The sequence below is a fragment of the Paraburkholderia sp. BL18I3N2 genome (genome assembly GCF_003001875.1).
Taxonomy (GTDB): Bacteria; Pseudomonadota; Gammaproteobacteria; order Burkholderiales; family Burkholderiaceae; genus Paraburkholderia; species Paraburkholderia phytofirmans.
Genome location: NZ_PVNC01000002.1, coordinates 580,197 through 606,564, shown reverse-complemented (window position 1 = coordinate 606,564; position 26,368 = coordinate 580,197). Strand labels below are relative to the sequence as shown.

General features: G+C 61.3%; 21 protein-coding genes. 1 reads left to right on the top strand and 20 read right to left on the bottom strand.

Annotated elements, in window-relative coordinates:
• Positions 1 to 51: 51 nt before the first annotated feature.
• The 3 genes from B0G75_RS08640 to hemE all read right to left on the bottom strand — a co-directional run bounded on the left by B0G75_RS08640 (position 52) and on the right by hemE (position 5,456).
• Positions 52 to 1,473, bottom strand: coding sequence for a YeiH family protein (locus B0G75_RS08640; RefSeq protein WP_106303733.1), 1,422 nt, complete (start codon positions 1,471 to 1,473; stop codon positions 52 to 54).
• Between the two features lie 170 nt (positions 1,474 to 1,643).
• Positions 1,644 to 3,890 (bottom strand): primosomal protein N', encoded by a 2,247-nt coding sequence (locus B0G75_RS08635; protein WP_181309203.1) that lies wholly within the window; start codon positions 3,888 to 3,890, stop codon positions 1,644 to 1,646.
• 465 nt (positions 3,891 to 4,355) lie between these two features.
• Positions 4,356 to 5,456: a uroporphyrinogen decarboxylase gene (gene hemE / locus B0G75_RS08630; RefSeq protein ID WP_106303166.1), complete on the bottom strand. Its 1,101-nt coding sequence runs from the start codon at positions 5,454 to 5,456 to the stop codon at positions 4,356 to 4,358.
• 217 nt (positions 5,457 to 5,673) lie between these two features.
• Here hemE and B0G75_RS08625 point away from each other — a divergent pair, with 217 nt between their 5' ends.
• A complete protein-coding gene (locus tag B0G75_RS08625; RefSeq protein WP_106303163.1) occupies positions 5,674 to 6,471 on the top strand; it encodes a transporter substrate-binding domain-containing protein in 798 nt (265 codons plus the stop codon).
• Between the two features lie 887 nt (positions 6,472 to 7,358).
• On the opposite strand, the gene B0G75_RS08620 is transcribed toward B0G75_RS08625, so the two are convergent.
• The 17 genes from B0G75_RS08620 to B0G75_RS08540 form a co-directional block, all read right to left on the bottom strand.
• A complete protein-coding gene (locus B0G75_RS08620) occupies positions 7,359 to 9,089 on the bottom strand; it encodes an AMP-binding protein (protein ID WP_106303160.1) in 1,731 nt (576 codons plus the stop codon).
• Between the two features lie 235 nt (positions 9,090 to 9,324).
• Positions 9,325 to 9,750, bottom strand: coding sequence for a F0F1 ATP synthase subunit epsilon (locus B0G75_RS08615; protein WP_012434800.1), 426 nt, complete (start codon positions 9,748 to 9,750; stop codon positions 9,325 to 9,327).
• A 208-nt stretch (positions 9,751 to 9,958) separates the two neighbouring features.
• A complete protein-coding gene (atpD, locus tag B0G75_RS08610; protein ID WP_106303157.1) occupies positions 9,959 to 11,353 on the bottom strand; it encodes a F0F1 ATP synthase subunit beta in 1,395 nt (464 codons plus the stop codon).
• A 116-nt stretch (positions 11,354 to 11,469) separates the two neighbouring features.
• Entirely contained in the window at positions 11,470 to 12,354 is an 885-nt protein-coding gene (atpG, locus tag B0G75_RS08605; RefSeq protein WP_106303154.1) for a F0F1 ATP synthase subunit gamma, read from the bottom strand.
• A 91-nt stretch (positions 12,355 to 12,445) separates the two neighbouring features.
• Complete coding sequence (gene atpA, locus B0G75_RS08600; RefSeq protein ID WP_106303151.1) at positions 12,446 to 13,987, bottom strand: F0F1 ATP synthase subunit alpha; 1,542 nt, start codon at positions 13,985 to 13,987, stop codon at positions 12,446 to 12,448.
• 58 nt (positions 13,988 to 14,045) lie between these two features.
• The gene (locus B0G75_RS08595; RefSeq protein WP_006050846.1) at positions 14,046 to 14,585 is read right to left on the bottom strand and encodes a F0F1 ATP synthase subunit delta; all 540 of its coding nucleotides are present in this window, start codon (positions 14,583 to 14,585) and stop codon (positions 14,046 to 14,048) included.
• A gap of 2 nt (positions 14,586 to 14,587) precedes the next feature.
• Positions 14,588 to 15,058, bottom strand: a complete 471-nt coding sequence (locus B0G75_RS08590; RefSeq protein WP_006050845.1) for a F0F1 ATP synthase subunit B — start codon at positions 15,056 to 15,058, stop codon at positions 14,588 to 14,590.
• Positions 15,059 to 15,196: 138 nt separating this feature from the next.
• Positions 15,197 to 15,466 (bottom strand): F0F1 ATP synthase subunit C, encoded by a 270-nt coding sequence (gene atpE / locus B0G75_RS08585; RefSeq protein WP_007180033.1) that lies wholly within the window; start codon positions 15,464 to 15,466, stop codon positions 15,197 to 15,199.
• 88 nt (positions 15,467 to 15,554) lie between these two features.
• Complete coding sequence (gene atpB, locus B0G75_RS08580) at positions 15,555 to 16,406, bottom strand: F0F1 ATP synthase subunit A (protein ID WP_106284871.1); 852 nt, start codon at positions 16,404 to 16,406, stop codon at positions 15,555 to 15,557.
• A gap of 163 nt (positions 16,407 to 16,569) precedes the next feature.
• Positions 16,570 to 17,115, bottom strand: coding sequence for an ATP synthase subunit I (locus B0G75_RS08575; RefSeq protein ID WP_106303148.1), 546 nt, complete (start codon positions 17,113 to 17,115; stop codon positions 16,570 to 16,572).
• A gap of 863 nt (positions 17,116 to 17,978) precedes the next feature.
• Positions 17,979 to 18,866 carry a ParB/RepB/Spo0J family partition protein gene (locus B0G75_RS08570; protein WP_106303146.1) on the bottom strand — a complete coding sequence of 296 codons (888 nt, stop codon included), beginning with the start codon at positions 18,864 to 18,866 and terminating at the stop codon, positions 17,979 to 17,981.
• A gap of 18 nt (positions 18,867 to 18,884) precedes the next feature.
• Complete coding sequence (locus B0G75_RS08565) at positions 18,885 to 19,676, bottom strand: ParA family protein (RefSeq protein ID WP_012434808.1); 792 nt, start codon at positions 19,674 to 19,676, stop codon at positions 18,885 to 18,887.
• 94 nt (positions 19,677 to 19,770) lie between these two features.
• A complete protein-coding gene (gene rsmG, locus B0G75_RS08560; RefSeq protein ID WP_106303143.1) occupies positions 19,771 to 20,454 on the bottom strand; it encodes a 16S rRNA (guanine(527)-N(7))-methyltransferase RsmG in 684 nt (227 codons plus the stop codon).
• Positions 20,451 to 22,409, bottom strand: coding sequence for a tRNA uridine-5-carboxymethylaminomethyl(34) synthesis enzyme MnmG (gene mnmG, locus B0G75_RS08555; RefSeq protein WP_106303140.1), 1,959 nt, complete (start codon positions 22,407 to 22,409; stop codon positions 20,451 to 20,453). Before mnmG ends, rsmG begins: the two co-directional genes overlap by 4 nt.
• Positions 22,410 to 22,582: 173 nt before the next feature.
• Positions 22,583 to 23,335: an ABC transporter ATP-binding protein gene (locus tag B0G75_RS08550; protein ID WP_181309202.1), complete on the bottom strand. Its 753-nt coding sequence runs from the start codon at positions 23,333 to 23,335 to the stop codon at positions 22,583 to 22,585.
• An 11-nt stretch (positions 23,336 to 23,346) separates the two neighbouring features.
• Positions 23,347 to 25,131: an ATP-binding cassette domain-containing protein gene (locus B0G75_RS08545; protein WP_106303134.1), complete on the bottom strand. Its 1,785-nt coding sequence runs from the start codon at positions 25,129 to 25,131 to the stop codon at positions 23,347 to 23,349.
• A gap of 4 nt (positions 25,132 to 25,135) precedes the next feature.
• Positions 25,136 to 26,191: a branched-chain amino acid ABC transporter permease gene (locus B0G75_RS08540; RefSeq protein WP_106303131.1), complete on the bottom strand. Its 1,056-nt coding sequence runs from the start codon at positions 26,189 to 26,191 to the stop codon at positions 25,136 to 25,138.
• Positions 26,192 to 26,368: the final 177 nt, after the last annotated feature.

Here is a 26,368-nt window from a genome sequence, read left to right as displayed (position 1 = left end):
GCGTTTCCTCGCGTGCCTGCGCCGTGCTGTCGACGCGGATCGTGCGTCTCATCACGAGCCTTGCCCCAAGCTATTCCAGTACGGTGCGAACACGTGCGCGGACAGCGCGTAACCGATGGCGATATTGACCACCACCCCCACCGTGAACGCCAGGAACGGCTTCAGGCCGGTGGCGGTGAGCGAGCGCAAGCGCGTGGTCAGCCCGATGCTCAGAAAGCAGAAAGTGAACGCCCACGTGCGCAACGCCGTGATCGGCGCGACGAATTCGGGCGTCACGACTTTGCGGTAATCGGCCAGCGAATAGTGGCTGGCGATCCACGTCACCAGCGCCGACGCGATCACGAAACCGATCACGAACTTCGGAAAGCGCGCCCAGATCTCGCCGGCGTTGGCCTTGGCTTTGACGCCGCTGTCCTGCGATTCCCAGCGCGTCGTCGCGACGATCGCCAGCACGAACGCCCAGATGCCGATCCAGATATCGCGACCGACCACCTTCATCAGCGTGAACGCCTGCAACGACGCCTCCGGCGCGCCGGCAATCGCGCCGCCCGCATGTTTCGCGAAGTCGCCATACGCTTGAGCAGCCGCGATGCCGGCGGCGTCGGCGAATTCAGACGTGCCGATCCAGGCGCCGGCGACCGCAGTCGACAGGCCGAGCAAGCGGGATGCGAACGGCAATACGAAGATCATCACGATCGCCCACAGCACCACCAGCGTGATCGCCACCGAAGCCTGTTCGCGTTTAGCCCGCACTGCGCCGGCAATCGCGATGGCCGCCGAGACGCCGCACACTGCGCCGCCGACGCCGAGCACGGCGGCAAAACGCCGGTCGAGGCCGAACGCCTTCGCGGCAAAGAAGATCACGAAGAACGTGACGAGCGAGACGATGGTCGCCTGCCCGACCGCCACCGGTCCCGCCCACACCAGCAACGTGAACGGCAACGTCGCGCCGAGCAGCACGATCCCGACCTTGATATAGAACTCGACGCGCAAGCCGGCCGAAAACCATTCAGGCAGCTTGAACACGTTCGAGATCAGCAGGCCCAGCGCCAGCGCGACGAGCGGCGGTTCGAGGTTGTACTTCGACGCGTTGACCCACGCGCCCAGCGTAAAAATCAGTGCCGACGCGATGAACAGGATCAGGAACGAGGCCAGGAAAGCACTGACCCGCTGCTTGAGCGCCGCCAGGCTCACGCCGAATAGCAGCGCGAACACGATAAACAGCGTGGCATAGTTCGGCAGGTGCTTGCCGACATCCTGCGCGGCCTGCGCCACGCTCGACCATTTGGCAGGCGCCACCGCCAGCCACTTGATGCTGCTGCCCGACGCGAAGAGCGCCCAGGCGACGACGATCACCAGCAGGCCGACCCACACCGCCCACCAGTCTTCAGTCGAGAAAAGTCCGCCACCGTGCATGCTGTGCCGATTCGTCGGCGCCGCGCCGGGTTGCAGCGTCGGGTTGGTGTCGCTCATCGCCATGCCCCGAGGAAGTTGAGATGAATCGACGCGGGAATGTTGGAGTTTTGCCTGAAAGCGCGCCGATTCGGCGAAATATAGGCGAGCGGTGTCGCAAAACGAAACGACTATTCGCTCTATGAATATGACCGAAAGGAGTAACGACGGCGTCGGCCCGCCGACGCGCCTTAGATGTCGAGCGGATCAACTTCCAGATTCCAGCGCAGCACGCCTTTCAGGCCGCGCAGCAGCGGCTGCCAGGCGCGCAAGGTCGCCTGCAAGGCGGCCCGCGACGCACTCTCGATCAGCAACTGCGCGCGGTGCACGTGCATCACTTTGACGATGGTAAGCGGCACGGCGTCGTAGACGGTCACGCGTTCGGCGGCCGCAATGCCGGTCAACTCGGCCGCTGCCTGTTGCAGGAAGGCGAGCGCGGCTTCGAGCGTGCGGCCTTCGGCGCGCAGCAAGGCTTGATAGACGAATGGCGGCAAGTGCGCATCACGCCGTTCGGCCAGCGTGGAATTGGCGAAGCCGACATAGTCGTGGCGACCCAGCGCGTGATAGAGCGCGTGGCGCGGATAGCGTGTCTGCACGAGCACTTCGCCCGGCAAACCCGCACGGCCTGCCCGGCCGCTCACCTGCATCAGTTGCGCGAAAAGCCGTTCGCTCGCGCGGAAGTCGTGGGAAAACAACGCGGTGTCCGCGTTCAGCACGCCGACCAGCGACACGCGCTGGAAGTCGTGACCCTTGGCGATCATCTGCGTGCCGACAAGGATATCGACTTCGCCCGCGTGGACGTCGGAGAACAGCGCCTGCGCGCTCCCTTTACGGCGCGTGCTGTCGGCGTCGATCCGCAAGATGCGGGCGCCGGGCACCGCGCTCGCCAGCGTTTCTTCGACGCGCTGCGTGCCGCGGCCCATCGGCGCGATATCGACGTTGCCGCACTCCGGGCAGGAGCGTGGGATACGCGCTTCCCATCCGCAGTGGTGGCAGCGCAGCGCGCGCTCGGGCTTATGCAGCACGACATACGCGCTGCACCGTGGACAACCGGCGACCCAGCCGCAGGCATCGCAGGCAAGCTGCGGCGCGTAACCGCGGCGGTTCAGGAACACGAGGCTTTGCTCGCCGCGTTCGAGCCGCGCCTTCAGCGCCGCGATCAGCGGCCCCGACAAACCTTCCACCGATGCCCGCCCGCGCCGCCGTTCCTCTTCCAGATCGATCAGTTTGACGGTGGGCAATACGGCCTCGGCAACGGCACGGCGCGACAGCGTGAGCCGCTTGTAGCGGCCCTGGTCGGCCTGCCACCAGCTCTCCAGCGACGGTGTGGCCGAACCGAGCACGACCGGCAAGCCAAGTTGCTTGGCGCGATAAATCGCCAGATCGCGCGCCGAATAACGCAAACCTTCCTGCTGCTTGTAAGCAGGATCGTGCTCCTCGTCGACGACGATGATCGCGAGCTTGGGCAGCGACGCCAGCACCGCCAGCCGCGTGCCGAGCACGATGCGCGCGCGGCCGGTGTGCGCGGCGAACCAGTTGCGGGCGCGCTCGCCTTCCGCGAGGCCGCTGTGCAGCGTGACGATCGACGTGCCCTCGAGCGCGGCGAAGCGCGCGCGGAAGGCCGCTTCGAACTGCGGCGTCAGATTGATTTCGGGGACGAGGACGAGCGCCTGGGCGTCGGGCTTCGCGGCCAGAATCTCGGCGAGCGCGCGCAAATAGACCTCCGTCTTGCCACTGCCTGTCACGCCGTGCAGCAGGAACGGCGCAAAGCCGTCGGCATCACGGACGGCCTCGACGGCGGCCGCCTGCTCGTCCGTGAGCGTGGGCAGAGCGGGCGCGCACGTGTCAGACGAAGCGGCTGTGGCCAGCGCCGCCGCGGCTTCGATGATGTCCAACGCGACCCAGCCGTCGGCCTGCCAGGCGTCGAGCGTTGCAATCGCTTTGGGGTGTAGCGCGCGGGCGTCGGCGGCAAGCAGGAACTCCGTTTCGGCCAACGCCTGCGCCAGTTTCCGCAAGGCGCTTGCCCGCGCCGGCAGGGCACCGGGCAATGCGTCGCGGCCTGCGGGCGTGAGACTGTAGCGCTCTTCCGGCGCGAACAGGCGCGACCAGCGCGACGCATCGCGCAACGCCTGCGGCAACGCGGGCAACGCGACCTCGCCGAGACCGCGCTGGTAGTAGTCGGCGGCGAACGCAGCCAGCTTCAGCCATTCCGACGACACCGGCGGGCAAGCGGTGCACACGCCATTCACCGAGCGAAGACGGTCTGCCGGCACGTCGCTGTGAGCGGTCACTTCGCAGACGAGCCCTACGACATGGCGTTTCCCGAACGGCACGCTCACCAGCATGCCCGGCGCGACAGGCACAGGCGTGCCGAAACGGTAGTCGAACAAGGTCGCCAGCGGATGGTCGAGTGCGACGCGGACGAACACGTCGCTCACGCGTCGGCAGGGATCAGGGGAATGAGCGCGACACGATGCCACATCGTGGTGCCCATTGAGCAGACGGCGAATCCGTAGAAGTTAAAGTAAAACTTCAATATCGGCGCTAAGTTTTGGATTCCGCTGAATAATTGCAATCGGTCCGAGTGCCTGTGGATAACTTTGTTGAGAACTTTGCCCGGACGGCCCGGGAACCGCGCCGCAGCGGCCTTCTGTGGGGTTCCGCACACTCTGGCTAGAACCCGTGAAACCCTTGCCAGACAAGGCTTAGATCAAATGCGCCTGCAATGTGCAAGGGCCAGGACACGACTAAAGCTTCTACCGCGCCGCAGCGTGATGAATGTGCATAAGTCAAGTCTTGACTTTCTCAGGACCGCCATCCGACGGCCTGTTAGCTGCAAATTTCCCCTTAGACCGAGAGCCCAGTTCGCTGCAATGCAACAAAAAATGGTAACGATTACGGCTTCATGCCGGTGCATGAGCGCCGCTGCGAATCGCCCGGCTATGACGATGCACCTCATCAACCAGTTCGGCGACGTTCTCCGGCGGTGTGAACTGCGAAATGCCGTGGCCGAGATTGAACACGTGGCCGGGATGATTCCCGAAGCTGTCGAGCACCGCGCGCGCTTCCATGCGGATTGAAGCCGGCGGCGCGAACAGCACCGATGGATCGATATTGCCCTGTAGCGCCACCTTCCCGCCCACGCGCTCGCGCGCTTTACTCAGGTTCACCGTCCAATCGAGGCCGACCGCATCCACGCCGGTTTCGGCGATTTCGTCGAGCCACAGCCCGCCGCCCTTCGTGAAGGTAATGACCGGGACTTTTTCGCCGTCGTGGTCGCGCTTCAACTGACTCACCACCTGCTGGACGTACTGCAGCGAGAAACGTTGATACGCGCCGTCAGCCAGCGCCCCGCCCCACGTGTCGAAAATCATTACGGCTTGCGCGCCGGCTTCGATCTGGGCGTTCAAATACGCCGCGACCGAGCGCGCGTTGACGTCGAGAATGCGGTGCATCAGATCCGGACGCGCGTAGAGCATCGACTTCACCGTGCGGAAATCCGCCGACCCGCCGCCTTCGACCATGTAGCACGCGAGCGTCCACGGACTGCCTGAAAAGCCGATCAGCGGTACGCGTTGACGGCCTTGCGCGTCGGTCAGCGCGGTGCGAATTTCGCGCACGGCGTCGGTCACGTAGCGCAGCGTGGCGTCGATGTCCGGCACCGCGAGGCGCGCGACGTCGTCTTCCGTGCGAACCGGGCGAACAAACTTAGGACCCTCGCCGGTCACGAATTCGAGGCCGAGACCCATGGCGTCGGGCACGGTGAGGATGTCGGAGAACAGGATCGCGGCGTCGAGCGGATAACGGTCGAGCGGCTGCAACGTGACTTCTGTCGCGTACGCCGGGCTCTTCGCCAAACCGAGGAAACTGCCCGCGCGACCGCGCGTGGCGTTGTATTCCGGCAGGTAGCGGCCAGCTTGCCGCATCAGCCAGATCGGCGTGTAGTCGGTCGGCTGGCGCAGCAGTGCGCGCAGGAAAGTGTCGTTCAGGAGTTTATGGGCCACGTTGCGTACGACTGAGGGCAAAGGGGCATTTTACCGGAGCCGGCCCGCTGCATCGTGCTTGATCCGGCCAATAACTGTCGGGCACGTCGGTGGCGGCGGGTTTTGCGTGGGCGGCCACGGCGTCATGACCTGGCTGAACGGCCAATGTTCAAGTGCGAATTGCCGGGCTATTATCCAACGGACTCACCAAACAATTACATACAACCAAGGAGGCTCGATGAACAAGGCAGCACTCGCACTGCTCGGCGCGCTGGCCGGCGTTTTGATGCACGCAGGCGTCGCCGGGGCACAGACCAGCGCGCCCACCGCACTGCCCTCCCGGCTCGACGAAATTCTCGCGCGCGGCACGCTGCGCGCCTGCACGACGGGCGACTACAAGCCGTACTCGTTTTACAAGGCGGACGGCCAGTTCGAAGGCATCGATATCGACATGACGGAGTCGCTCGCCAAGTCGCTCGGCGTCAAGACGGAGTACGTCAAGACGTCGTGGTCGAATCTGATGAACGACTTTGTCGCCAAGTGCGATGTGGGCGTGGGCGGTGTGTCGCCGACCCTCGAGCGGCAGAAGCGCGCGTTTTTCACGGAGGCCTACATGGTCGACGGCAAGACGCCGATCGTTCGGTGCGACGACGTCAACAAATATCAGACCGTCGCGCAAATCGACCAGCCGGCGACACGCGTGATCGTCAATCCGGGCGGCACCAATGAGCGCTTCGCGAAACAGTACTTCCCGCACGCGAACCTGACCGTCTATCCGGATAACGTGACGATCTTCAAGCAGATCCTCGCCGGCAAGGCGGATGTGATGGTGACGGACGCGTCGGAAACCCTGTTGCAGCAAAAGTTGAATCCCGGCCTTTGCTCGGTTCATCCGGACAAGCCGTTCCAGTATGGTGAGAAGGCTTGGCTCCTACCGCGCGGCGATGTGTCGTTTCAGCAATACGTCGACCAGTGGTTGCACCTCGCGCGGGCAACAGGCGAATACCAAGCCATTTCGGACAAGTGGCTGAAGTAGCGTAATGCGTTTTGGCCGCCTCCTTTCCCATTTTTCGCTGTGAGACGGCGGCGGTCGAGAAACGCCAAATGACCACGTTCACGCGCCAATCATGTAACGGCACGACGCGCTGTTAAGTAAACCCCGAACGATAATGCCGTCGCAGCCGTCGGTCGGCGCGTTCTTTGCGCCCCAATTGCGCGTGCCGGCGAATGTTGCGATGCAAGGCGGCCGCGTGATTTCGAGTTCGGAAACATGTGACGTGGGCCAAGGACCTGTAACACGGGGAGTCGTCCGTCCAAAAGATGAACGTGCAACCATTTCATGCAGAATTGACTTAACGGATTACGCCGCACTATGCGTCGCGAATAGCATCAATCAGGCGTATGAAATTGCGAGTGAGTCATCGGTAAAAATTACGTTTCAATCGTCTCTTTTTGGCAAAATATCCTGCAGCGCCTTATCTGGCGGGCGTTACAACCTGAAACACTTTGTTACCGCGCTCGTAGATTAATTCGCCCACAATGCCCTCACGGTTTCAACACGGATGTGGCTGGGTGCTTGGTGTGAGCGGATACGATGCACTTGCCGGTCGGCCTATGCCGAAGCCCTGTAAAGGGGCATCCCTGCTGGGGCCGTAGTCGACGCAGGGTCGTCGTCTCAGTCGGTTCCTTCTTTGGTCTCCTCGCGCTAACCCCGTAGCGTGTGGTTTTTAGCGGGCTCCAGGCCCGCTTTTTTTTCGTCTGGCCAAACGTTTGCGCGGCGCAGTAACGCGCTGTATCGCGCTTATTCGCTGCACTTGGAGCGAGCTCGCGCGGCAAACGATTTGCCCCTTCTGCTTTATCTCTGTGCCTCATTGGCCGATCCGCGGCGCGATGGTTTGCCCCGCGCAGACCTGCCATTGACGGTCACGCCGTCTTGTCTTCCCGCAGCTTCAATTCGCTGATCATCTGCTCGCGCATGATTAACTTCTGCACCTTACCGGTCACCGTCATCGGCAGTTCGTCGACAAAGCGGATGTATTTCGGCACCTTGTAGTGCGCAATCTGCCCTTGGCAGAACTGCTGGATCTCTTCAGCCGTCGCCTGCTCGCCCGGACGCAATACGACCCACGCGCAGACCTCTTCGCCGTACTTCGTGTCGGGCACGCCGAACACCTGCACGCTTTGGATCTTCGGGTGTCGGAACAGAAACTCCTCGATCTCGCGCGGATAGATGTTCTCGCCGCCGCGGATCAGCATGTCCTTCAGCCGGCCGACGATGTTGCAGTAGCCCTCGGCGTCGAGCGCCGCCAGATCGCCGGTATGCATCCAGCCGTCGACAATGCTTTCGCGCGTCTTCGCCTCGTCGCCCCAATAGCCCTGCATCACCGAATAGCCGCGCGTGCATAGCTCGCCGGTTTCGCCAACCGGCACGATCGCGCCGAGGGGATCGACGATTTTCACTTCCAGATGCGGCTGGATGCGGCCGACCGTTGTCGTGCGCTTGTCGAGCGGATCGGTCGTCGAACTCTGGAACGAGACCGGGCTGGTTTCCGTCATGCCATAGGCGATGGTGATTTCGCTCAGATGCATTCTGGAAACGACCTTCTTCATGGTCTCGATCGGGCAAGGCGAGCCCGCCATGATGCCGGTACGCAAGCGCGAGAAGTCGTAGGTAGCGAAGTTCGGATGATCGAGTTCGGCGATGAACATGGTCGGCACACCATGCAACGCGGTGCACTGCTCTTCTGCGACCGCCGCCAGCGTTGCGGCCGGGTCGAAGCCCTCGCCCGGAAACACCATATTGGCGCCAACCGACACGCATGCCAGCACCGCCAGCACCATGCCGAAACAGTGATACAGCGGGACGGGGATGCATAGACCGTCCTGCTCGCTCAGCCGCATCGCCATCGCGATGTAACGCGCGTTATTCACCACGTTGCTGTGGGTCAGCGTCGCGCCCTTCGGATTGCCTGTCGTGCCGCTGGTGAACTGGATATTGATCGGCTCGTGGCACGAGAGCGTGGCGCCGATGGCGTCGAGCTTCGCCACGTCGAGCGAGACGCGCCCCCGCTCGATCACGTCGGAAAAGGTCAGCATGCCGAGCGTTTCCGTGTCGCACATGCGAATCACATAGCGCAATTCGGGCAACCTTGCCGCGTGCAGTTCACCGGGCGCCTGCGTGGCTAGTTCGGGCGCGAGCTCCTGCAGCATCTCCAGGTACATGGACGTCTTGAACCGCTCGGCGGCGATAATTGCCTTGCAGCCGACCTTGTTAAGCGCGTACTCGAGCTCCGCGAGCCTGTAGGCCGGATTGATATTGACCAGCACGGCGCCGATGCGCGCCGTAGCAAACTGGGTCAGCAACCATTCCACGCGATTTGGCGACCAGATGCCCACGCGGTCACCCTTCGCGATACCGAGTGTGAGCAGCCCTGCTGCCAAAATGTCGACTTCTTCAGCGAACTCTTTCCATGTCCACCGAATGCGTTGCTCGCGAAACACCACGGCCGGACGGTCCGGAAAGCTTGCCGCCGTGTCGCGCAGAAACCGGCCGACCGTCGCTTCGCTCAACGGAATGTCGGTCGACCCGCGGACATAGGACAGCCCGTCTTTGGGTTCGATGAGTGCACCTTCGCCTGACGCATGCGTTGCCATGGTGTTGTCTCCGTGAGCTCAGCGGAAGCTCGTCTATTGAAATGAATTTGAAATCGATTGTGCCACCGGCGTGTGTCGGTCCGGCATCAAGTCTTACCCGCAGCGCATTGCGGGGCTGCGCGAGGCGAGGCACCGCGTTGAATCAAAACACAATTTTGCTGACCTTTCCGTAAACGTCAAGTCGAGATCAAAAAAAAGCAGCCGTGAAGGCTGCTTTCTCTCTGATACGTTTTGCCTAGTTCTGACCGCGCAGCTTGCGCAGACGCTGAATCGCAGCGAGCTGAGCCGTCGCGTACGCCAGTTCCGCTTGCGCGGTTGCGTATTCGAGGTTCGAACCCGTGTTCTGCAGCGCTTCTTCCGCACGCTTGCGTGCATCTTCAGCCTTGGCTTCGTCGAGATCCTTGCCGCGAATAGCCGTGTCGGCGAGAACCGTCACAGCGCCCGGCTGGATTTCGAGGATGCCGCCAGCGACGAAGACAAACTCTTCTTCACCGTTTTCCGCTTCGATGCGCACCGCACCCGGACGAATCCGCGTGATGAGCGGCGTGTGGCCCGGCAGAATGCCGAGTTCACCTGCTTCGCCCGGCAGCGCGACGAACTTCGCCTGGCCCGAGAAGATCTGCTCTTCCGCGCTGACGACGTCTACCTTGATTGTTGCCATAAGTGTCGACTCCTGTGGCGACCAGAGTTGGCGCTTTAGCGCTTCTCGAGTCCCCTGCAAAGCTCGACGAGAGCTAACGCTTTAGCGCTGACTCTCGTCCCATGCAAGGCTGGGTTGAGCGTATTAAGAGGCGCCGGCTTCGGGATTCGATACCGTGATGGTATCCCTTCCGCGCGAACACCGGCGCCCGCTTCGTTACACCCGGCCTTTACTGGATCTTCTTGGCCTTTTCGAAGGCTTCGTCGATCGTGCCGACCATGTAGAACGCTTGTTCCGGCAGGTGGTCGCACTCGCCGTCGACGATCATCTTGAAGCCACGGATCGTTTCCTTCAGCGGCACGTACTTGCCCGGCGAACCCGTGAACACTTCAGCGACGTGGAACGGCTGCGACAGGAAACGCTGGATCTTACGAGCGCGCGCCACGGCGAGCTTGTCTTCCGGCGCCAGTTCGTCCATGCCCAGAATCGCGATAATGTCGCGCAGTTCCTTGTAGCGCTGCAGCGTTTGCTGCACGCCGCGCGTGATCGAGTAGTGCTCTTCGCCGATCACGTTCGGGTCGATCTGACGCGAGGTCGAATCGAGCGGGTCGACTGCCGGGTAGATACCCAGCGAAGCGATGTCACGCGACAACACGACCGTTGCGTCCAGGTGGCCGAAAGTCGTAGCCGGCGACGGGTCGGTCAAGTCATCCGCAGGGACGTACACGGCCTGAACCGACGTGATCGAGCCGGTCTTGGTCGACGTAATACGTTCTTGCAGCTTACCCATTTCTTCAGCCAGCGTCGGCTGATAGCCCACTGCCGACGGCATACGGCCGAGCAGTGCCGACACTTCCGTGCCTGCCAGCGTGAAACGGTAGATGTTGTCGACGAAGAACAGCACGTCGAGGCCTTCGTCACGGAAGTGCTCAGCCATCGTCAGACCGGTCAGCGCGACGCGCAGACGGTTGCCCGGCGGCTCGTTCATCTGGCCGTACACCAGCGCGACCTTGTCGAGAACGTTCGAGTCCTTCATTTCGTGATAGAAGTCGTTCCCTTCACGGGTACGCTCGCCAACACCTGCGAACACGGAATAACCACCGTGCTCCTTCGCGATGTTGTTGATCAGTTCCATCATGTTCACGGTCTTGCCCACGCCGGCGCCACCGAACAGACCAACCTTACCGCCCTTGGCGAACGGGCAGATCAGGTCGATAACCTTGATGCCGGTTTCGAGCAGTTCCGTCGACGGCGACAGTTCGTCGAACGCCGGAGCCTTCTGGTGAATTCCGCGCACCACGTCCGAGTTGATCGGGCCGGCTTCGTCGATCGGGCGACCCAGCACGTCCATGATCCGGCCGAGGGTCGGCTTGCCGACCGGCACGCTGATCGGGTTGCCGGTGTTCTTCACCGTCGTACCACGGCGCAGACCGTCCGATGCACCCAGACAGATGGTACGGACGACGCCGTCGCCCAGCTGTTGCTGGACTTCGAGGGTCAATTCCGAACCGTCGAGAATGAGCGCGTCGTAAATCTTCGGCATCTGGTCGCGCGGAAATTCCACGTCGATCACCGCGCCGATGCACTGTACGATCTTGCCTTCTACCAAAGCAGTAGTACTCATCGCTTTTCCTTTAGATACTCAATTCTTCACTCGCGCAAAGGCGCAGTTTGGATGGGGGCGCCTAGCCGGGGTGCGCCGCGAAGGCGCACACGAAGCGGCGTGCCTGACCGTCAAGGTCAGACTGCCGCCGCGCCACCGACGATTTCCGACAGTTCTTTCGTGATCGCGGCCTGACGGCTCTTGTTGTACACGAGCTGCAGTTCGTTGATGACCGTCTTCGCGTTGTCCGAAGCGGCCTTCATTGCGACCATTCGTGCCGACTGTTCCGATGCCATGTTTTCCGCGACGGCCTGATAAACCAGCGCTTCGACATAACGCACCAGCAGTTCGTCCACCACTGCCTGCGCATCCGGCTCGTAGATGTAGTCCCACTGCGTGCTCGGCGTCGTGCCGTCTTCTTCCTTGCGCTCGAACTGATCTGCCGACAGCGGCAGCAGTTGCTCGATCACCGGCTCCTGCTTCATCGTATTGACGAAGCGCGTGTACGCCAGGTACACCGCCGAAACCTTGCCTTCCGAGTACAGGTCGAGTTGCACCTTCACCGCGCCGATCAGCTTTTCCAGATGCGGCGTATCGCCCAGATGCACGACATTCGACACCACCTTGGCGCGCAGACGATTCAGAAAACCGAGACCCTTGGTGCCGATCGCGGTTGCTTCGATCGTCTTGCCCTGGCCTTCCAATTCCTTAAACTTCTGCAGCGACGCACGCAGCACATTGGTGTTCATGCCGCCGCACAGACCTTTATCGGTCGTAACGAGGATGATGCCGGTCGCCTTCGCGCCTTCGTTCGACACCATGAACGGGTGACGATACTCCGGGTTCGCACGGCTCATGTGTGCAGCGATATCGCGGACCTTGTCGGCATACGGGCGAGCAGCGCGCATGCGCTCCTGAGCGCGGCGCATCTTCGATGCGGCCACCATCTCCATCGCTTTCGTGATCTTGCGCGTGTTTTGCACGCTCTTGATCTTGCCGCGAATTTCCTTCATTCCAGCCATTGCTTGCTCCTTGATCGAAGCAGCGCGGGTTCAGTTGCCTGTGAGCCGCGCTGCTTCAAGGTCCGTTTATGCCTTGTAGGTCACTTGCGGATCAATAAGCGCCGGACTTCTTGAAGTCTTTGAGAGCCGTGTGCAGCAGGGCTTCGTCGTCCTTCGAGAGTTCCTTGGTGTCTTCGACGCGCTTGATCAGGTCTGCGTGCTTCGCTTTCAGGTAGTCGCGCAGGCCCTTTTCGAACGGCAGCACTTGCGCAACTTCCAGATCGTCGAGGTAGCCGTTGTTCGCTGCGAACAGCGCGACAGCCAGTTCCCACACTTGCAGCGGCTGATATTGCGGCTGCTTCAGCAGTTCCGTCACGCGGCGGCCGCGCTCCAGTTGCTTGCGGGTAGCTTCGTCGAGGTCCGAGGCGAACTGCGCGAACGCAGCCAGTTCACGGTACTGTGCGAGGTCGGTACGGATACCGCCCGACAGCTTCTTCACGACCTTCGTCTGAGCCGCACCACCGACGCGCGACACCGACACGCCGGCGTTAATTGCCGGGCGGATACCTGCGTTGAAAAGGTCGGTTTCCAGGAAGATCTGGCCGTCGGTAATCGAGATCACGTTCGTCGGAACGAATGCGGTCACGTCGCCTGCTTGCGTTTCAATGACCGGCAGTGCCGTCAGCGAACCGCTCTTGCCCTTCACCTCACCGTTGGTGAACTTCTCGACGTAGTCTTCCGACACGCGAGCCGCACGTTCCAGGAGACGCGAGTGCAGATAGAACACGTCGCCCGGGTAAGCTTCACGGCCCGGCGGACGGCGCAGCAGCAGCGAGATCTGACGGTATGCCCAAGCTTGCTTGGTCAAATCGTCATAAACGATCAGCGCGTCTTGACCGCGGTCGCGGAAGTATTCGCCCATCGTGCAGCCGGCGTACGGCGCCAGATATTGCATGGCAGCCGATTCCGAAGCCGAAGCGGCCACGACGATCGTGTATTCCAGCGCGCCGGTTTCTTCCAGCTTGCGCACCACGTTCATGATCGACGAAGCCTTCTGGCCGATCGCGACGTAGATACAGAAGAGATTCTTGCCCTTCTGGTTGATGATCGCGTCGACTGCAACTGCGGTCTTGCCGCACTGGCGGTCGCCAATGATCAGCTCGCGCTGGCCACGGCCAACCGGCACCATCGCGTCGATCGACTTCAGACCGGTTTGGACCGGCTCCGAAACCGACTTACGCCAGATCACGCCCGGAGCAATCTTTTCGATTGCATCGGTTTTCTTCGCGTTGATCGGGCCCTTGCCGTCAATCGGGTTGCCGAGTGCGTCGACCACGCGGCCGAGCAGTTCCGGGCCCACCGGCACTTCCAGAATGCGGCCGGTCGTCTTGACCACGTCGCCTTCCGAAATGTGTTCGTACTCACCCAGAATCACGGCGCCGACCGAGTCGCGCTCGAGGTTCAGTGCGAGACCGAAGGTGTTGCCCGGGAATTCGAGCATTTCGCCCTGCATCACTTCCGACAGGCCGTGAATACGCACGATACCGTCGGTCACGGAGATCACAGTGCCCTGGTTGCGAACGTCTGCGCTCGCTTCAAGGCCCTGGATCCGGCTCTTGATCAGCTCGCTGATCTCAGAGGGATTGAGTTGCATTATTCGCTCCTGATAGTCAATTCTGTTGCGTGCCAGCCGCTTCAGCGCTTGAGGCGCTTCAGGCCGTCAGAGCCGTTTGCATGCTGGCAAGCCGCGCGCGGACCGAGGTATCGAGCACTTCGTCGCCAACCGTCACGCGCACGCCGCCGATCAACGACGAGTCGATCTCGACCGTCGGCTTCAGCTTGCGTTTGAACTTGCGTTCGAGACTTGCGACGAGGTCGTTCAACTGCGCGCCTTCGAGCGGGAATGCGCTGACGATCAGCACATCGGCCGCCCCTTCGCGGGCGTTCTTCAACTCTTCGAACTGCACAGCGATTTCCGGCAGCAATTGCAGACGATGGTTGTCCACCAGCATTTGCACCAGATTCTTCGCTTGCGCGTTGTCCTTGAGCGGCGACTTGACCGCGGCCAGCAGCAGTTCGCTGACTTGGGCGCGGCTTACTTTCGGGCTCGAGGCGATCGACAGCACTTCGGGCAGACGCGCAACCTGTGCCAGCTCCTGCACGAGCGTGGACCAGGCGGCGATGTCACCAGCTTCGGCCACGCCAAACAGCGCTTCTGCGTACGGACGGGCGATGGTTGCAAGTTCGGCCATGATCAGAGCTCGGCTTTCAGTTGATTCAGCAGGTCAGCATGAGCTGCCTGGTCGACTTCGCGCTTCAGGATCTGTTCAGCGCCCTTCACAGCGAGTGCGGCGACTTCGCCGCGCAGCGTTTCGCGCGCTTTCACGACTTGCTGCTCCGCGTCGGCCTTCGCTTGCGCGATGATGCGAGCGGCTTCAGCCTGTGCCTGAGCCTTGATTTCGTCAGCGACTGCCACAGCGCGCTTTTCTGCGTCAGCAATACGTTGCTGACCGTCGTTGCGTGCCTGAGCGAGTTCCTGGTCGACGCGCTTGTGAGCGGCTTCGAGTTCTGCCTTGCCCTTTTCAGCAGCCGACAAACCGTCAGCAATCTTCTTCGAGCGCTCGTCGAGGGCGTTGATCAACGGCGGCCACACGAACTTCATCGTGAACCACGCGAGGATCAGGAACACGACCATTTGCGCAAACAGGGTTGCGTTGAGATTCACGGTGTTTCCTTAAACGTTGCTAGTTCGGAAAGTGAAACGGCAAGGCGCTCATCGATTCTGTATTCGATCAGCGCCCGAGTGCCCGTTCCGCCCTGCGCCTTTACCAGTTATAGCTCAGGCGCAAACTTCCGAGGAACCTCAGCCTGCCAGTTTCGACAGCAGCGGGTTCGCGAACGCAAACAGCATTGCCACACCAACGCCAATCAGGAACGCCGCATCGATCAGACCAGCCAGCAGGAACATCTTGGTTTGCAGCGGGTTCATCAGTTCAGGCTGACGTGCACATGCTTCGATGTACTTGCCGCCCATCAGGCCGATACCGATACAGGCGCCGATTGCACCCAGGCCGATGATGATGCCGATACCGATGGCGGTCAGACCCTGGATGTTGGCGATGAAAGCTTGCATGATCACTCCTTTGTGAAAAGTCTTTTAGAACTGGTTGGAACTGGGATTTAAATGAAACAAAACTAAAACGTCGTTCAACGAGCCGTGATTAGTGGCTGTCGTGTGCCTGGCCGATGTACACCAGCGTCAGCATCATGAAAATGAATGCTTGCAGCAGAACGATCAGGATGTGGAAGATCGCCCAAACCGTGCCAGCGATGACGTGGCCGATGAAGCCGAGCACTGACGCGTCCGCGCCGAAACCCCACATGCTGCCGAGCAGGGCAATCAGCAGGAACAACAGTTCGCCCGCGTACATGTTGCCGAACAGCCGCATGCCGAGCGAGACCGTCTTTGCGACGAACTCGATGATGTTCAATGCAAGGTTCGGGATCCACAGGAGCGGATGCGCGCCGAACGGAGCGGACAGCAGTTCGTGCACGAAGCCGCCGGCGCCCTTGATCTTGAAGTTGTAGTAAATCATCAGCGCGAACACGCCGAGTGCGATGCCGAGCGTGCCGTTCAGGTCGGCGGTCGGCACGATGCGGTGATGGGGGATGACTTCTGACAGACCCAGCCAGCCGATCACACGGCCCGGCAGGTCAACGGGGATGAAGTCGAGCGAGTTCATGAGGGCGACCCAGACGAACACGGTCAGGGCCAGCGGTGCGATGAAGGTGCGCGTGCCGTGGATCATCGACTTCGATTGATCCTCAACCATTTCAACCAGCATTTCGATCGCGCATTGGAAACGGCCCGGCACGCCGGACGTTGCCTTGCGGGCAGCGAGATGCAGAATCAGGATGGTGGCCAGACCGCAAACGATCGACCAGAAAAGGGTGTCCAGATTCCAGACGTGAATGTCGAAAATCGACGTCTGGTGCGCGGTGGAAAAGTTCTGCAAGTGGTGCGCGATGTACTCGGACGGATCCAGAGCGCGCGTGCCTTCGCTAGCTGCCATATCGTTAATGCCACCCAAATTGTCGAAAATCGTCTTAGGCCGTTCCCGCAGCAATTCTGTATTGCGGGAACACGCCGGGTGCGGACCATGTCATATCCGCACTCCTGATGCCAACGCTGCGCGCCAGCCTGAATTTTTTGCTGCTACTTTCGTTGCTGCTACCTTAGCGCCAGGCTAAGGCGATCCAGTACGTCTTGAGCGCGATGAGGTAAGTCACGAGCAGCGGAACCCAGCGTACGTCGTGATACCAGAAGGCGATGGCTACAAACATCGCGATCGTTGTCCCCATCTTGAGCGCTTCGCCGATCATCCAGCTCATGGCTGTTTCGGCGCCGCTCAGCGTTCTCAGTCGTGCCGCGAACAACGCGCTCGGCACCCAGCAGATCGCTCCTCCCAGGAACGCGGACAGCGCAGCAACGCCCGGCGGCTTGTAGAACAGCCACCACACCAGCGTAGCACCCAGGGACAAAACCATTTGCGCTGCCACGACCTTGAAAGGCGTGACGCGCGATGGACGGCTCACGGTGGGACCAAATAGCTTTTCAGCTTCGGCCCGCGTGAGCGGAACGATATTGTTATCTTGCTGCTCGACATCCCACGCGTCGTCAGGTGTCGCTTGCTGACCGGTGGACGCAACGGAAGCTTTGCGTTCAGCGCGGTGTTCGTCGTGCCCATTCTTCGGCGCTTGATTCGACGTTTTGACCGCCATCGCAGTGTTCCGAAAGTCTTGTTCCAGCCCGCGAGCTTACGCTGCGCTTACGGGGTTCCCGTGCAATTAAATCCGGGCGATTGTAAGCGATAGTTGCAGGCAATTCAAGACTTTAGGCCGTTCAATAACCAGCGTGAAAAGGCCCCCCACCATGCGGGAACGGCTGTTTCACCGGGCGAAACACGTCAAATGTAAGGCTGTCGGGCGGTGCCAAAACACGCGGTGTGCAACGCGAGAATTTGCCCTCGTTGATGCGTCGTTTAAACGTCGTAGCAGACGTCTCGAAAATGCAACAAACGCCGATTTTTGCCTAAGCAGGTGGACATGAGGGGCGCTGCCGGGTAGGCGCAAAGTGGTGTGCGCTGATTGGTGGACCACGCGGCACGTGAGGATCCACAAGGAAAGCCTTCGAGAAGAATCTCCTCGCTTGCGCTAATGAATGTGCTCGCGACGTGGCGGCCAACTCTCAGCCTTGGCGTCGGACGCGCCCTCCTCCGTGAAAGTTATCCTTGTGGAGTTTGCGGCGTAACCGCTTCGCGGCTCCTGACATCAGTCAGGCTCAAATGCGCCCATATTGCGACGGCGGCATGGCAGTTACTCGTGGCGACGGCCGTAATCCTGACAGCCAGCGAATCCCGCGAGATGACTCGATATATGAGTAATCCTGATTATCCCGCGTCGCTTTTATTTAGGAATCCGTCGAACATTGATCTGAGCCACTGGTCAGCCGCAAAGCCCGATCAATGCTATGCGCTTTTTGCAAACCCGCCGCGTTCAAGACGTCCACAGCGAATCCAACAGCCTGCGATCGGCAGTCGGCCTTATCGCAAGCTGTCAGATGCCCTTCCCAGTTAATTCGTCAATCAGGCGGTGGCGTTACCACGTAACCGGACCAGAATGCCTTCCAGGGCATCCAGATCACCGAAGTCCACCAGCACCTGGCCGCGCCCGCGTCGGCCGAGCTTGATCTTGACCGTCGCCGCCAGCAAGTCCGACAGTTCTTCTTCGAGCCGCCGAGTATCGCGGCCACCATCGCCATTCGCACGCGCCTTCACCGCTGGCGCGGCTTTTGTAGTCGCCGTCACGAGCTTTTCGGTTTCGCGCACCGACATGCGCTTGTTGACCACCTGGTTGGCCAAGGTGATTTGCGTCGCGGCGTCGACGGCCAGCAGCGCGCGAGCGTGACCCATGTCGAGATCGCCAGCCAGCAGCATCGTCTGTACGGGCGACGCCAGGTTGAGCAGACGCAGCAGATTCGATACCGCGCTACGCGAGCGGCCGACCGACTCCGCCGCCTGCTCATGAGTGAAATTAAACTCGTCGAGCAAGCGCTGGATGCCCTGCGCTTCTTCCAGCGGATTCAGATCTTCACGCTGAATGTTCTCGATCAGCGCCATCGCGGCGGCAGCCTGATCCGGCACGTTCTTCACCAGCACCGGCACTTCGTCGAGGCCCGCGAGACGCGCCGCACGAAACCGCCGCTCGCCGGCAATGATTTCATACTTGTCCGCCGAGATGGGACGCACGAGAATCGGCTGCATCACGCCTTGCGCGCGGATGCTGGCCGCCAGTTCTTGCAATGCGCCCTCGTCCATGCGAGTACGTGGCTGATATTTGCCCGCCTGCATCTTGCTAAGCGGCAGCACGTTCGGTGCGCCCTCGATCGTTACTGCCTCGGTAATGTCTGCTGTACCACCCAGCAACGCTTCGAGGCCGCGGCCCAATCCCTTCTTTCTCGCTACTGCGTTCATCGTGCTTCCTCGATCCGCTTAGGACGCCTGGGGCGCGTCATTCAATGCGCGCACCCGCTCAATCATTTCCGCGCCGAACTGTACATACGCCTGCGCACCGCGCGATGCCCTGTCGAACACCACGCCCGGCAAACCATAGCTGGGTGCCTCGGCGAGACGCACGTTGCGCGGGATCACCACGTCGAACACCTTGTCGCCGAAATGTTCTTTCAATTGATCCGAGACTTGCTGTTGCAGCGTGATGCGCGGATCGAACATCACGCGCAACAGACCGATCACCTTCAGGTCGCGGTTGAGGTTCGCGTGCACCTGTTTGATGGTGTTGACCAGATCGGACAAGCCTTCGAGTGCGAAGTACTCGCACTGCATCGGGATCACGACGCCGTGTGCCGCGCACAGGCCGTTGAGCGTCAGCAGCGACAAAGCAGGCGGGCAGTCAATCAGCACGAATTCATATTCGTTTTCGACCGCCGCAAGCGCAATCTTCAATTGGCGCTCACGGTTCTGCACACTGACCAATTCGACTTCGGCGCCGGCGAGTTCGCGGTTCGCGGGCAGCACGTCGTAATCGACAGCCTCCGGCCGCACCCGCGCATCGGCCACCGCGACGCCGTCCACCAGCACTTCGTAGACGGTATTTGCGCATGCAGCCTTATCGATGCCGCTGCCCATCGTGGCGTTGCCCTGCGGGTCCAGGTCGATGAGAAGGACTCGCTGTCCCTGCGCTGCCAAGCTCGCGGCCAGATTGACTGTGGTCGTCGTTTTGCCGACGCCGCCCTTCTGGTTCGCAACGCAGAAGATTTTTGCCATCGTTGGTGTGTCCCTTTTGCAGCTTGGAGGAAGTAAAAATCGCGGGTGATGCCGGATGCGTCTGTGGGGCTAGCACACGCCAGCCACTGGGCCGCTAGCTGCCGGCATCCACCAAAACTTTAATCAGATGTCGCTCGGCGTCGAGCGACGGCACGTGCAGTCGAATTATCTGTTCCACGTGGGCGCCCACCGGCAAGCGCTCGATCTCGCCGTCCGGACGCACGCCTTTCATGGCCCAGATCGCACCCTGCTCCGCAACCAGATGACGGGCCAGTGTAACGAAATCCGAGAGCTCTGCGAATGCGCGCGAGACAATTACGTCGAACTTTGCCGGTACTTCGGCGCCGGGCTGCAAAGTCTCGACCCGGCCGGTTACCACGGAGAGATTCGCGAGGCCTAGTTCGGCCTTGGCCTGCGCCTGGAAAGCCGTCTTTTTATGAACGATGTCGTTCACGGTGACGGTCCATTCCGGCAGAACAATTGCCAGCACGATACCCGGCAGGCCACCGCCCGAGCCAACGTCGAATACTGAGGACGGGCCTAGCGGCGCGAGGTGCGGCACGATCGAAAGCGAATCCAGGATGTGCTGAATTAGCATCTGGCGCGGGTCGCGGATCGCCGTGAGGTTGTAGACGGCATTCCACTTCGACAGCAACGCGACATAGTCGAGCAGTTTATCCAGTTGCGCGTTGCTCAAATCAAGGCCGAGTTCGCGTACACCATCCGCCAGTAGCGGCGCCAACGCGTCCCTACCGCCTCCCTTCTGGCTCACCGTCATTGCGTCACCGGCGTGTTGTCAGTGCCGGGTTCGGCGGATTTTGTCGGACGACGGCCCAAACCGCGCTTCAGATGGACCATCAGCAAGGAGATCGCCGCAGGCGTAATGCCCGAAATACGCGATGCCTGCCCGATGGTTTCAGGGCGGAATTGCGTCAGTTTCTGACGCGCTTCGAATGACAGCCCCCGCACTTCCGCATAGTCCAGTCCTTCAGGCAAACGCGTGCTTTCGTGCGCCTCGTTCCGCTCGATTTCGCCGGCCTGCCGGTCGATATAGCCCTGATATTTAATACCGATCTCGATCTGTTCCTTGATCTGGGCCAGCAGCACGTCGTCTTCGGCCAAGATCTCCGGTGCGGCACAGGCGCCGGCGCGCAGCCCACAAACCCCGTCGTAGGAAACACCCGGGCGACGCAGTAGATCCGCCAGGCTGTACTCGTGGTCGATCGGCTTGCCGAGCAGCGCCGTCGCCTCGTCAGCCGGTAATGTCTTAGGATTGACCCAAGTCGTGCGAAGACGCTCTGTTTCACGTGAAACAGCCTCGCGCTTGCGGCTGAAAGCGTCCCAGCGGATGTCGTCAACGACGCCCAACTCACGGCCAATCTCCGTGAGGCGCATATCCGCATTGTCTTCACGCAAGCTCAAGCGGTATTCCGCGCGGCTTGTGAACATGCGATACGGCTCCGACACGCCGCGCGTGACTAGATCGTCGACGAGCACACCAAGATAAGCCTGATCGCGCCGCGGGCACCACGCTTCCTTGCCTTGCACAAACAGACCCGCATTGATGCCCGCGAGCAAACCCTGCGCTGCCGCTTCTTCATAGCCAGTTGTACCGTTGATCTGACCGGCGAAGAACAGTCCGTTGATCACCTTGGTTTCCAGCGACGCCTTTAGCCCGCGCGGGTCGAAGTAGTCATACTCGATCGCATAGCCGGGCCGGAGGATGTGTGCGTGCTCCAGGCCGCGCATCGAACGCACGAGCTCCAGTTGCACGTCGAATGGCAAGCTGGTGGAAATCCCGTTGGGATAGAACTCATTGGTCGTCAGCCCCTCCGGTTCAAGGAAGATCTGATGCGATTCCTTCGATGCAAACCGGTGAATCTTGTCCTCGATCGACGGGCAATAGCGCGGCCCCACTCCTTCGATCACGCCGGTGTACATCGGCGAACGGTCGAGACCGCCGCGGATGATGTCGTGCGTGCGCTCGTTCGTGTGCGTCACCCAGCACGGGACTTGCCGCGGATGCTGCTCAACGCGTCCAAGAAACGAGAAGACCGGCACCGGATCCAGATCGCCGGGTTGCTCTTCGAGTTGCGAAAAATCGATCGTGCGGCCGTCGATCCGCGGCGGCGTCCCCGTTTTGAGGCGACCTTGCGGTAGCTTTAACTCCTTGAGACGCGCGGACAGCGACACTGCAGCAGGATCGCCCGCGCGACCGCCGGTGTAGTTGTTCAAACCCACGTGAATCTTGCCGTCAAGGAACGTCCCGGCTGTCAGAACCACCGCGCGCGCGCGAAAACGGATTCCCACTTGCGTCACAGCGCCGACGACGCGGTCGCCCTCCACCATCAGATCGTCGACAGCTTGCTGGAATAGCCAAAGGTTTGGCTGATTCTCTAGGCGATGCCGGATAGCCTGCTTGTACAGCAGACGGTCGGCTTGGGCGCGCGTCGCGCGAACGGCGGGCCCCTTCGACGAATTCAGGATGCGGAACTGGATGCCGCCCTCGTCCGTTGCGGCCGCCATTGCACCGCCGAGCGCGTCGACTTCCTTCACGAGATGGCCTTTGCCAATGCCGCCAATAGACGGATTGCAGCTCATCTGGCCGAGGGTTTCGATGTTGTGGGTCAACAGGAGCGTGGTGTTACCCATGCGCGCGGAAGCCAAAGCGGCTTCGGTGCCGGCATGACCGCCGCCGACGACGATTACGTCAAATTCTGTGGGAAAGAGCATCGCGGATCTCACGCCAGATCGTCGCGTGAGCCTTTCAAAGAAAAATGTATGGGCGAATTATAGCGGGTTCGGTTTAGGCCCGAATTTAGGCCGAATGGCCAATCCATAAAAAAACGGCGTGTTTCACGTGAAACACACCGTTTGAAGAACGGAAAAAGCGAGGAACGCAAGCGCTAGGCGACCTTCTTCGCCAGTCCCAGATAGGTTTCGATCACGCGCGGATTTTGCGCCAAGTCGGTTGCCGGCCCTTCCAGCGCCAGTTCACCTGTTTCCAGCACGTAGCCGTAGTCTGAAATTTGCAGCGCGGCGCGCGCATTCTGCTCGATCAGCAACGTGGCAACACCGGTCTGCCGCAGAGCGCTAATGATGTGGAAAATTTCCTTCACGATCAACGGCGCAAGACCGAGACTCGGCTCGTCCAGCATCAACAGATCCGGCTTGCCCATGAGCGCCCGGCCCACTGCGAGCATCTGTCGTTCACCACCGGACAAGGTCCCGGCAGCCTGCTTACGTCGTTCCTTCAGCCGCGGAAACAGCGTAAAGACTGGCTCGAGCTGGTCGAGGAAGTTGCGCTCCCCTGCGCGCTTGCGCCGATAGGCGCCGAGGACGAGATTGTCTTCCGCCGTCATCGACGCAAACAGTTCGCGCTTCTCCGGCACCAGGCACATGCCGCGCGCGACGCGCTTTTCGACCGGCACGGCGCTGACGTCTTCACCTTGATACAGGACGGCGCCCTTCGCGTGGCCCGTGGTCGGCAATGCGCCCATGATCGCGTTCAGCAGCGTGGACTTGCCCGCACCGTTCGGGCCGATTACCGAGACGATCTGGCCGGGCCGCACCTTGATTGCCGCGCCGTGCAGCGCCTCCACCTTGCCATAGCGGACCGACAAAGCGTCAACGTCGAGAATCGGGCTAGCAGCATTCATCGTGTTCTCCATCACTCCACCCCGCCGAGATACGCTTCCAAAACTGCTGGATCTTGTTGCACCTCTTGCGGCAAACCTTCGGCAATACGAGTCCCGAACTCCATGACCACCAGCCGATCGGTGAGATTCATTACGAAATCCATATCGTGCTCCACCAGCAGCACGCTCATACCTTCCGCCTTCAGGCGTCGCAGCAGGTCGGCCAGTTGCAGCTTTTCCTGATAGCGCAGACCGGCGGCCGGTTCATCCAGCAGCAGCAGCGTCGGGTCACAGCACAACGCTCGAGCAATTTCGAGAATCCGCTGCTGCCCCAACGCGAGGCTGCCGGCTTCGTCGTACATGTGCTGCTCGAGGCCGACGCGGCGAATCTGGCGAGCCGCCTCGGCCATCAAGCGCGCCTCTTCCGCGCTGTTCAGGCGCACGACGCTGCGCCACACGCCAGCCTGCCCGCGCAAGTGCGCGCCGATCGCGACGTTCTCGAGCACTGTCATGCCCGGCAGCAGCTTGACGTGCTGGAAGGTGCGGCCGATTCCCCGTTTGACGATTTCACGTGAACTCAGCGAATCGATGCGCTCGCCGCGGAACGTGATCTCACCGCTGGTCGCCTGCAACACGCCGGTAACCAGATTGAACGTGGTCGACTTGCCGGCCCCATTGGGCCCGATCAGACCGATGATCTGCCCTGCCTTCACTTCGAAGCTGACATCGTTCACCGCAACCAGTCCGCCGAACTGCTTGCGCGCCTTGTTCACCGTCAACAGGTCTTCGCCGGCCGCGGGCTTGCTGCGCTGCGGCAACGGCTCGGCATGATCCGCCAGATGTGCGCGCGGCCCTTTTGGGAAGAAGCGCGCGACGAACGGCCAAACGCCTTGGCGCGCGTACTGCAGCAACAGCACCATCAAAATGCCGAACACGATCACTTCGAAGTTGCCGTTCTCACCGAGCAGCTTGGGCAGCAAGGTTTGCAGATAGTCCTGCAGCACCGTCAGGATCGCCGCGCCGAGTACCGCGCCCCAGACGTGCGAGACGCCGCCCACGACGGCCATGAATAGAAACTCGATGCCGTGATTCAGACCGAAAGGCGTCGGGTTCACCGCGCGCTGCAGGTGGGCGTAGAGGAAGCCCGAGACCGAGGCCAGCACCGCCGCGTACACGAAGATCACCACGCGCATCCACCCGGTGTTCACGCCCATCGCCTCGGCCATCATGCCGCCGCCGCGTAACGCGCGGATCGCCCGCCCAGGACGACTATTAAGCAGATTCTGAACTGAAATCACCGCGCCGAGCACGACCAGCCAGATCAGGTAATAGATATGGCGGCCAGATTCGAGGTTGATGCCGAACACATTCAACACCGGAATCCCGTTGATGCCGTCGTACTTGCCGAGCATCTCGAGATTGCCGAACAGGTAGAACAGCGCGAGACCCCATGCAATTGTGCCGAGGGGCAAAAAGTGTCCCGACAGACGCATCGTCACCAGTCCGAGCATCAGCGCGATCAATGCCGTCACCACCACGCCGGCGATCAGCGCGAGCCACGGCGAAACACCGTAGCGCGTCGTCAGATATGCGGTTGCATAGGCGCCGATACCAACGAACGCGGCCTGGCCAAAGCTCGTCATCCCGCCGATGCCGGTCAGCAGCACAAGACCGATCGCGACGATCGAATACAGACCGATGTAGTTGAGCAGCGTCACCCAGTACTCAGGCACGTGAATCGGTTGCGGCAACACCGGCAGCGCGAACAGCACCACGAGGAACAACCAGAAGAACTTGTTTTGCATGATCCGTTTCATCGCGTCACTCCTCTTCCTCTTCGGCGTGCGGGCTGGCAAGACTCCGCCAGAGCAACACGGGGATGATCAGCGTGAACACGATCACTTCCTTATAAGCGCTCGCCCAGAACGACGAATACGACTCCAGCAGGGCGACCAGGATCGAGCCCGCGGCAGCCAGCGGATAGCTGACGAGTCCGCCGATAATCGCCCCCACGAAGCCCTTCAAACCGATCAGGAAGCCCGAGTCGTAGTAGATGGTGGTCAAGGGCGCGACGAGAATGCCGCACAGCGCGCCGAGGCCCGCCGCCAGCGTGAACGCGAGGCACCCCGCCTGCGTCGTGCCGATGCCGACGAGCCGCGCGCCGAGCCGGTTCACCGAGGTCGCACGCAACGCCTTACCCGAGATCGAGCGATCGAAGTAAAGATACAGCGCGCCGATCAACACCACTGCCGTGCCGACCACCCACAGGCTTTGCCCGGAAATCGTCAGCGTGCCGATGTTGAAGGTTGCGTCGGAAAACGCCGTAGTGCGCGAACCTTCCGCACCGAACATCACGAGACCCAGGCCGACCATCGCGAAGTGCACCGCCACCGCCACGATCAACAGCAGCAGCGTGGTCGCTTCCGCGATCGGCTCATACGCGAGCCGGTACACATACGGTCCCATCGGAATCACGATCAGCAGCGTCAACGCGATCTGCGCGATCATCGGCAGCGTATGCATGAAAACGCCTTGCGTGAGCGCGTAGACCGCGATCGGAAACAGCAGATATTTGCCGACCAGCATGACCAGCGTGCGCGCCGCATGCCGGCGCCGTTCCGGATGCCGCACCAGCCCCGCTATCTCGACGACGAAGCAGCCCGCGCCCATCGCCATCAGCAACCAGCAGGTGGCCGGAAATTTCTGTGTCTGCAGTGCGGCGAGCGTCAGCGCGCCGTACGAAACAAACTCCCCCTGCGGGATGAAGATGACCCGCGTCACGGAGAACACCAGCACCAGCGCGAGCGCGAGCAGCGCGTAGATCGCGCCGGTGGTGATGCCGTCCTGCGCGAGGATCGCCGCAATTGATAGATCCATACTTCCTCGTCCTGAAGCGTCGAAATCGAAACCGGAAAACCGTCGTGGCGGCAGAACTCGAGGCCGTCCACGGGCCCGCTGTGCCTGAAAAGGCGACCGCCGCGCCGGAACACGGCGCGGCGGTCGATGCCATTGTCATCGAACAGAATGGCAATGCGGCGTCACATGCCGCACGTC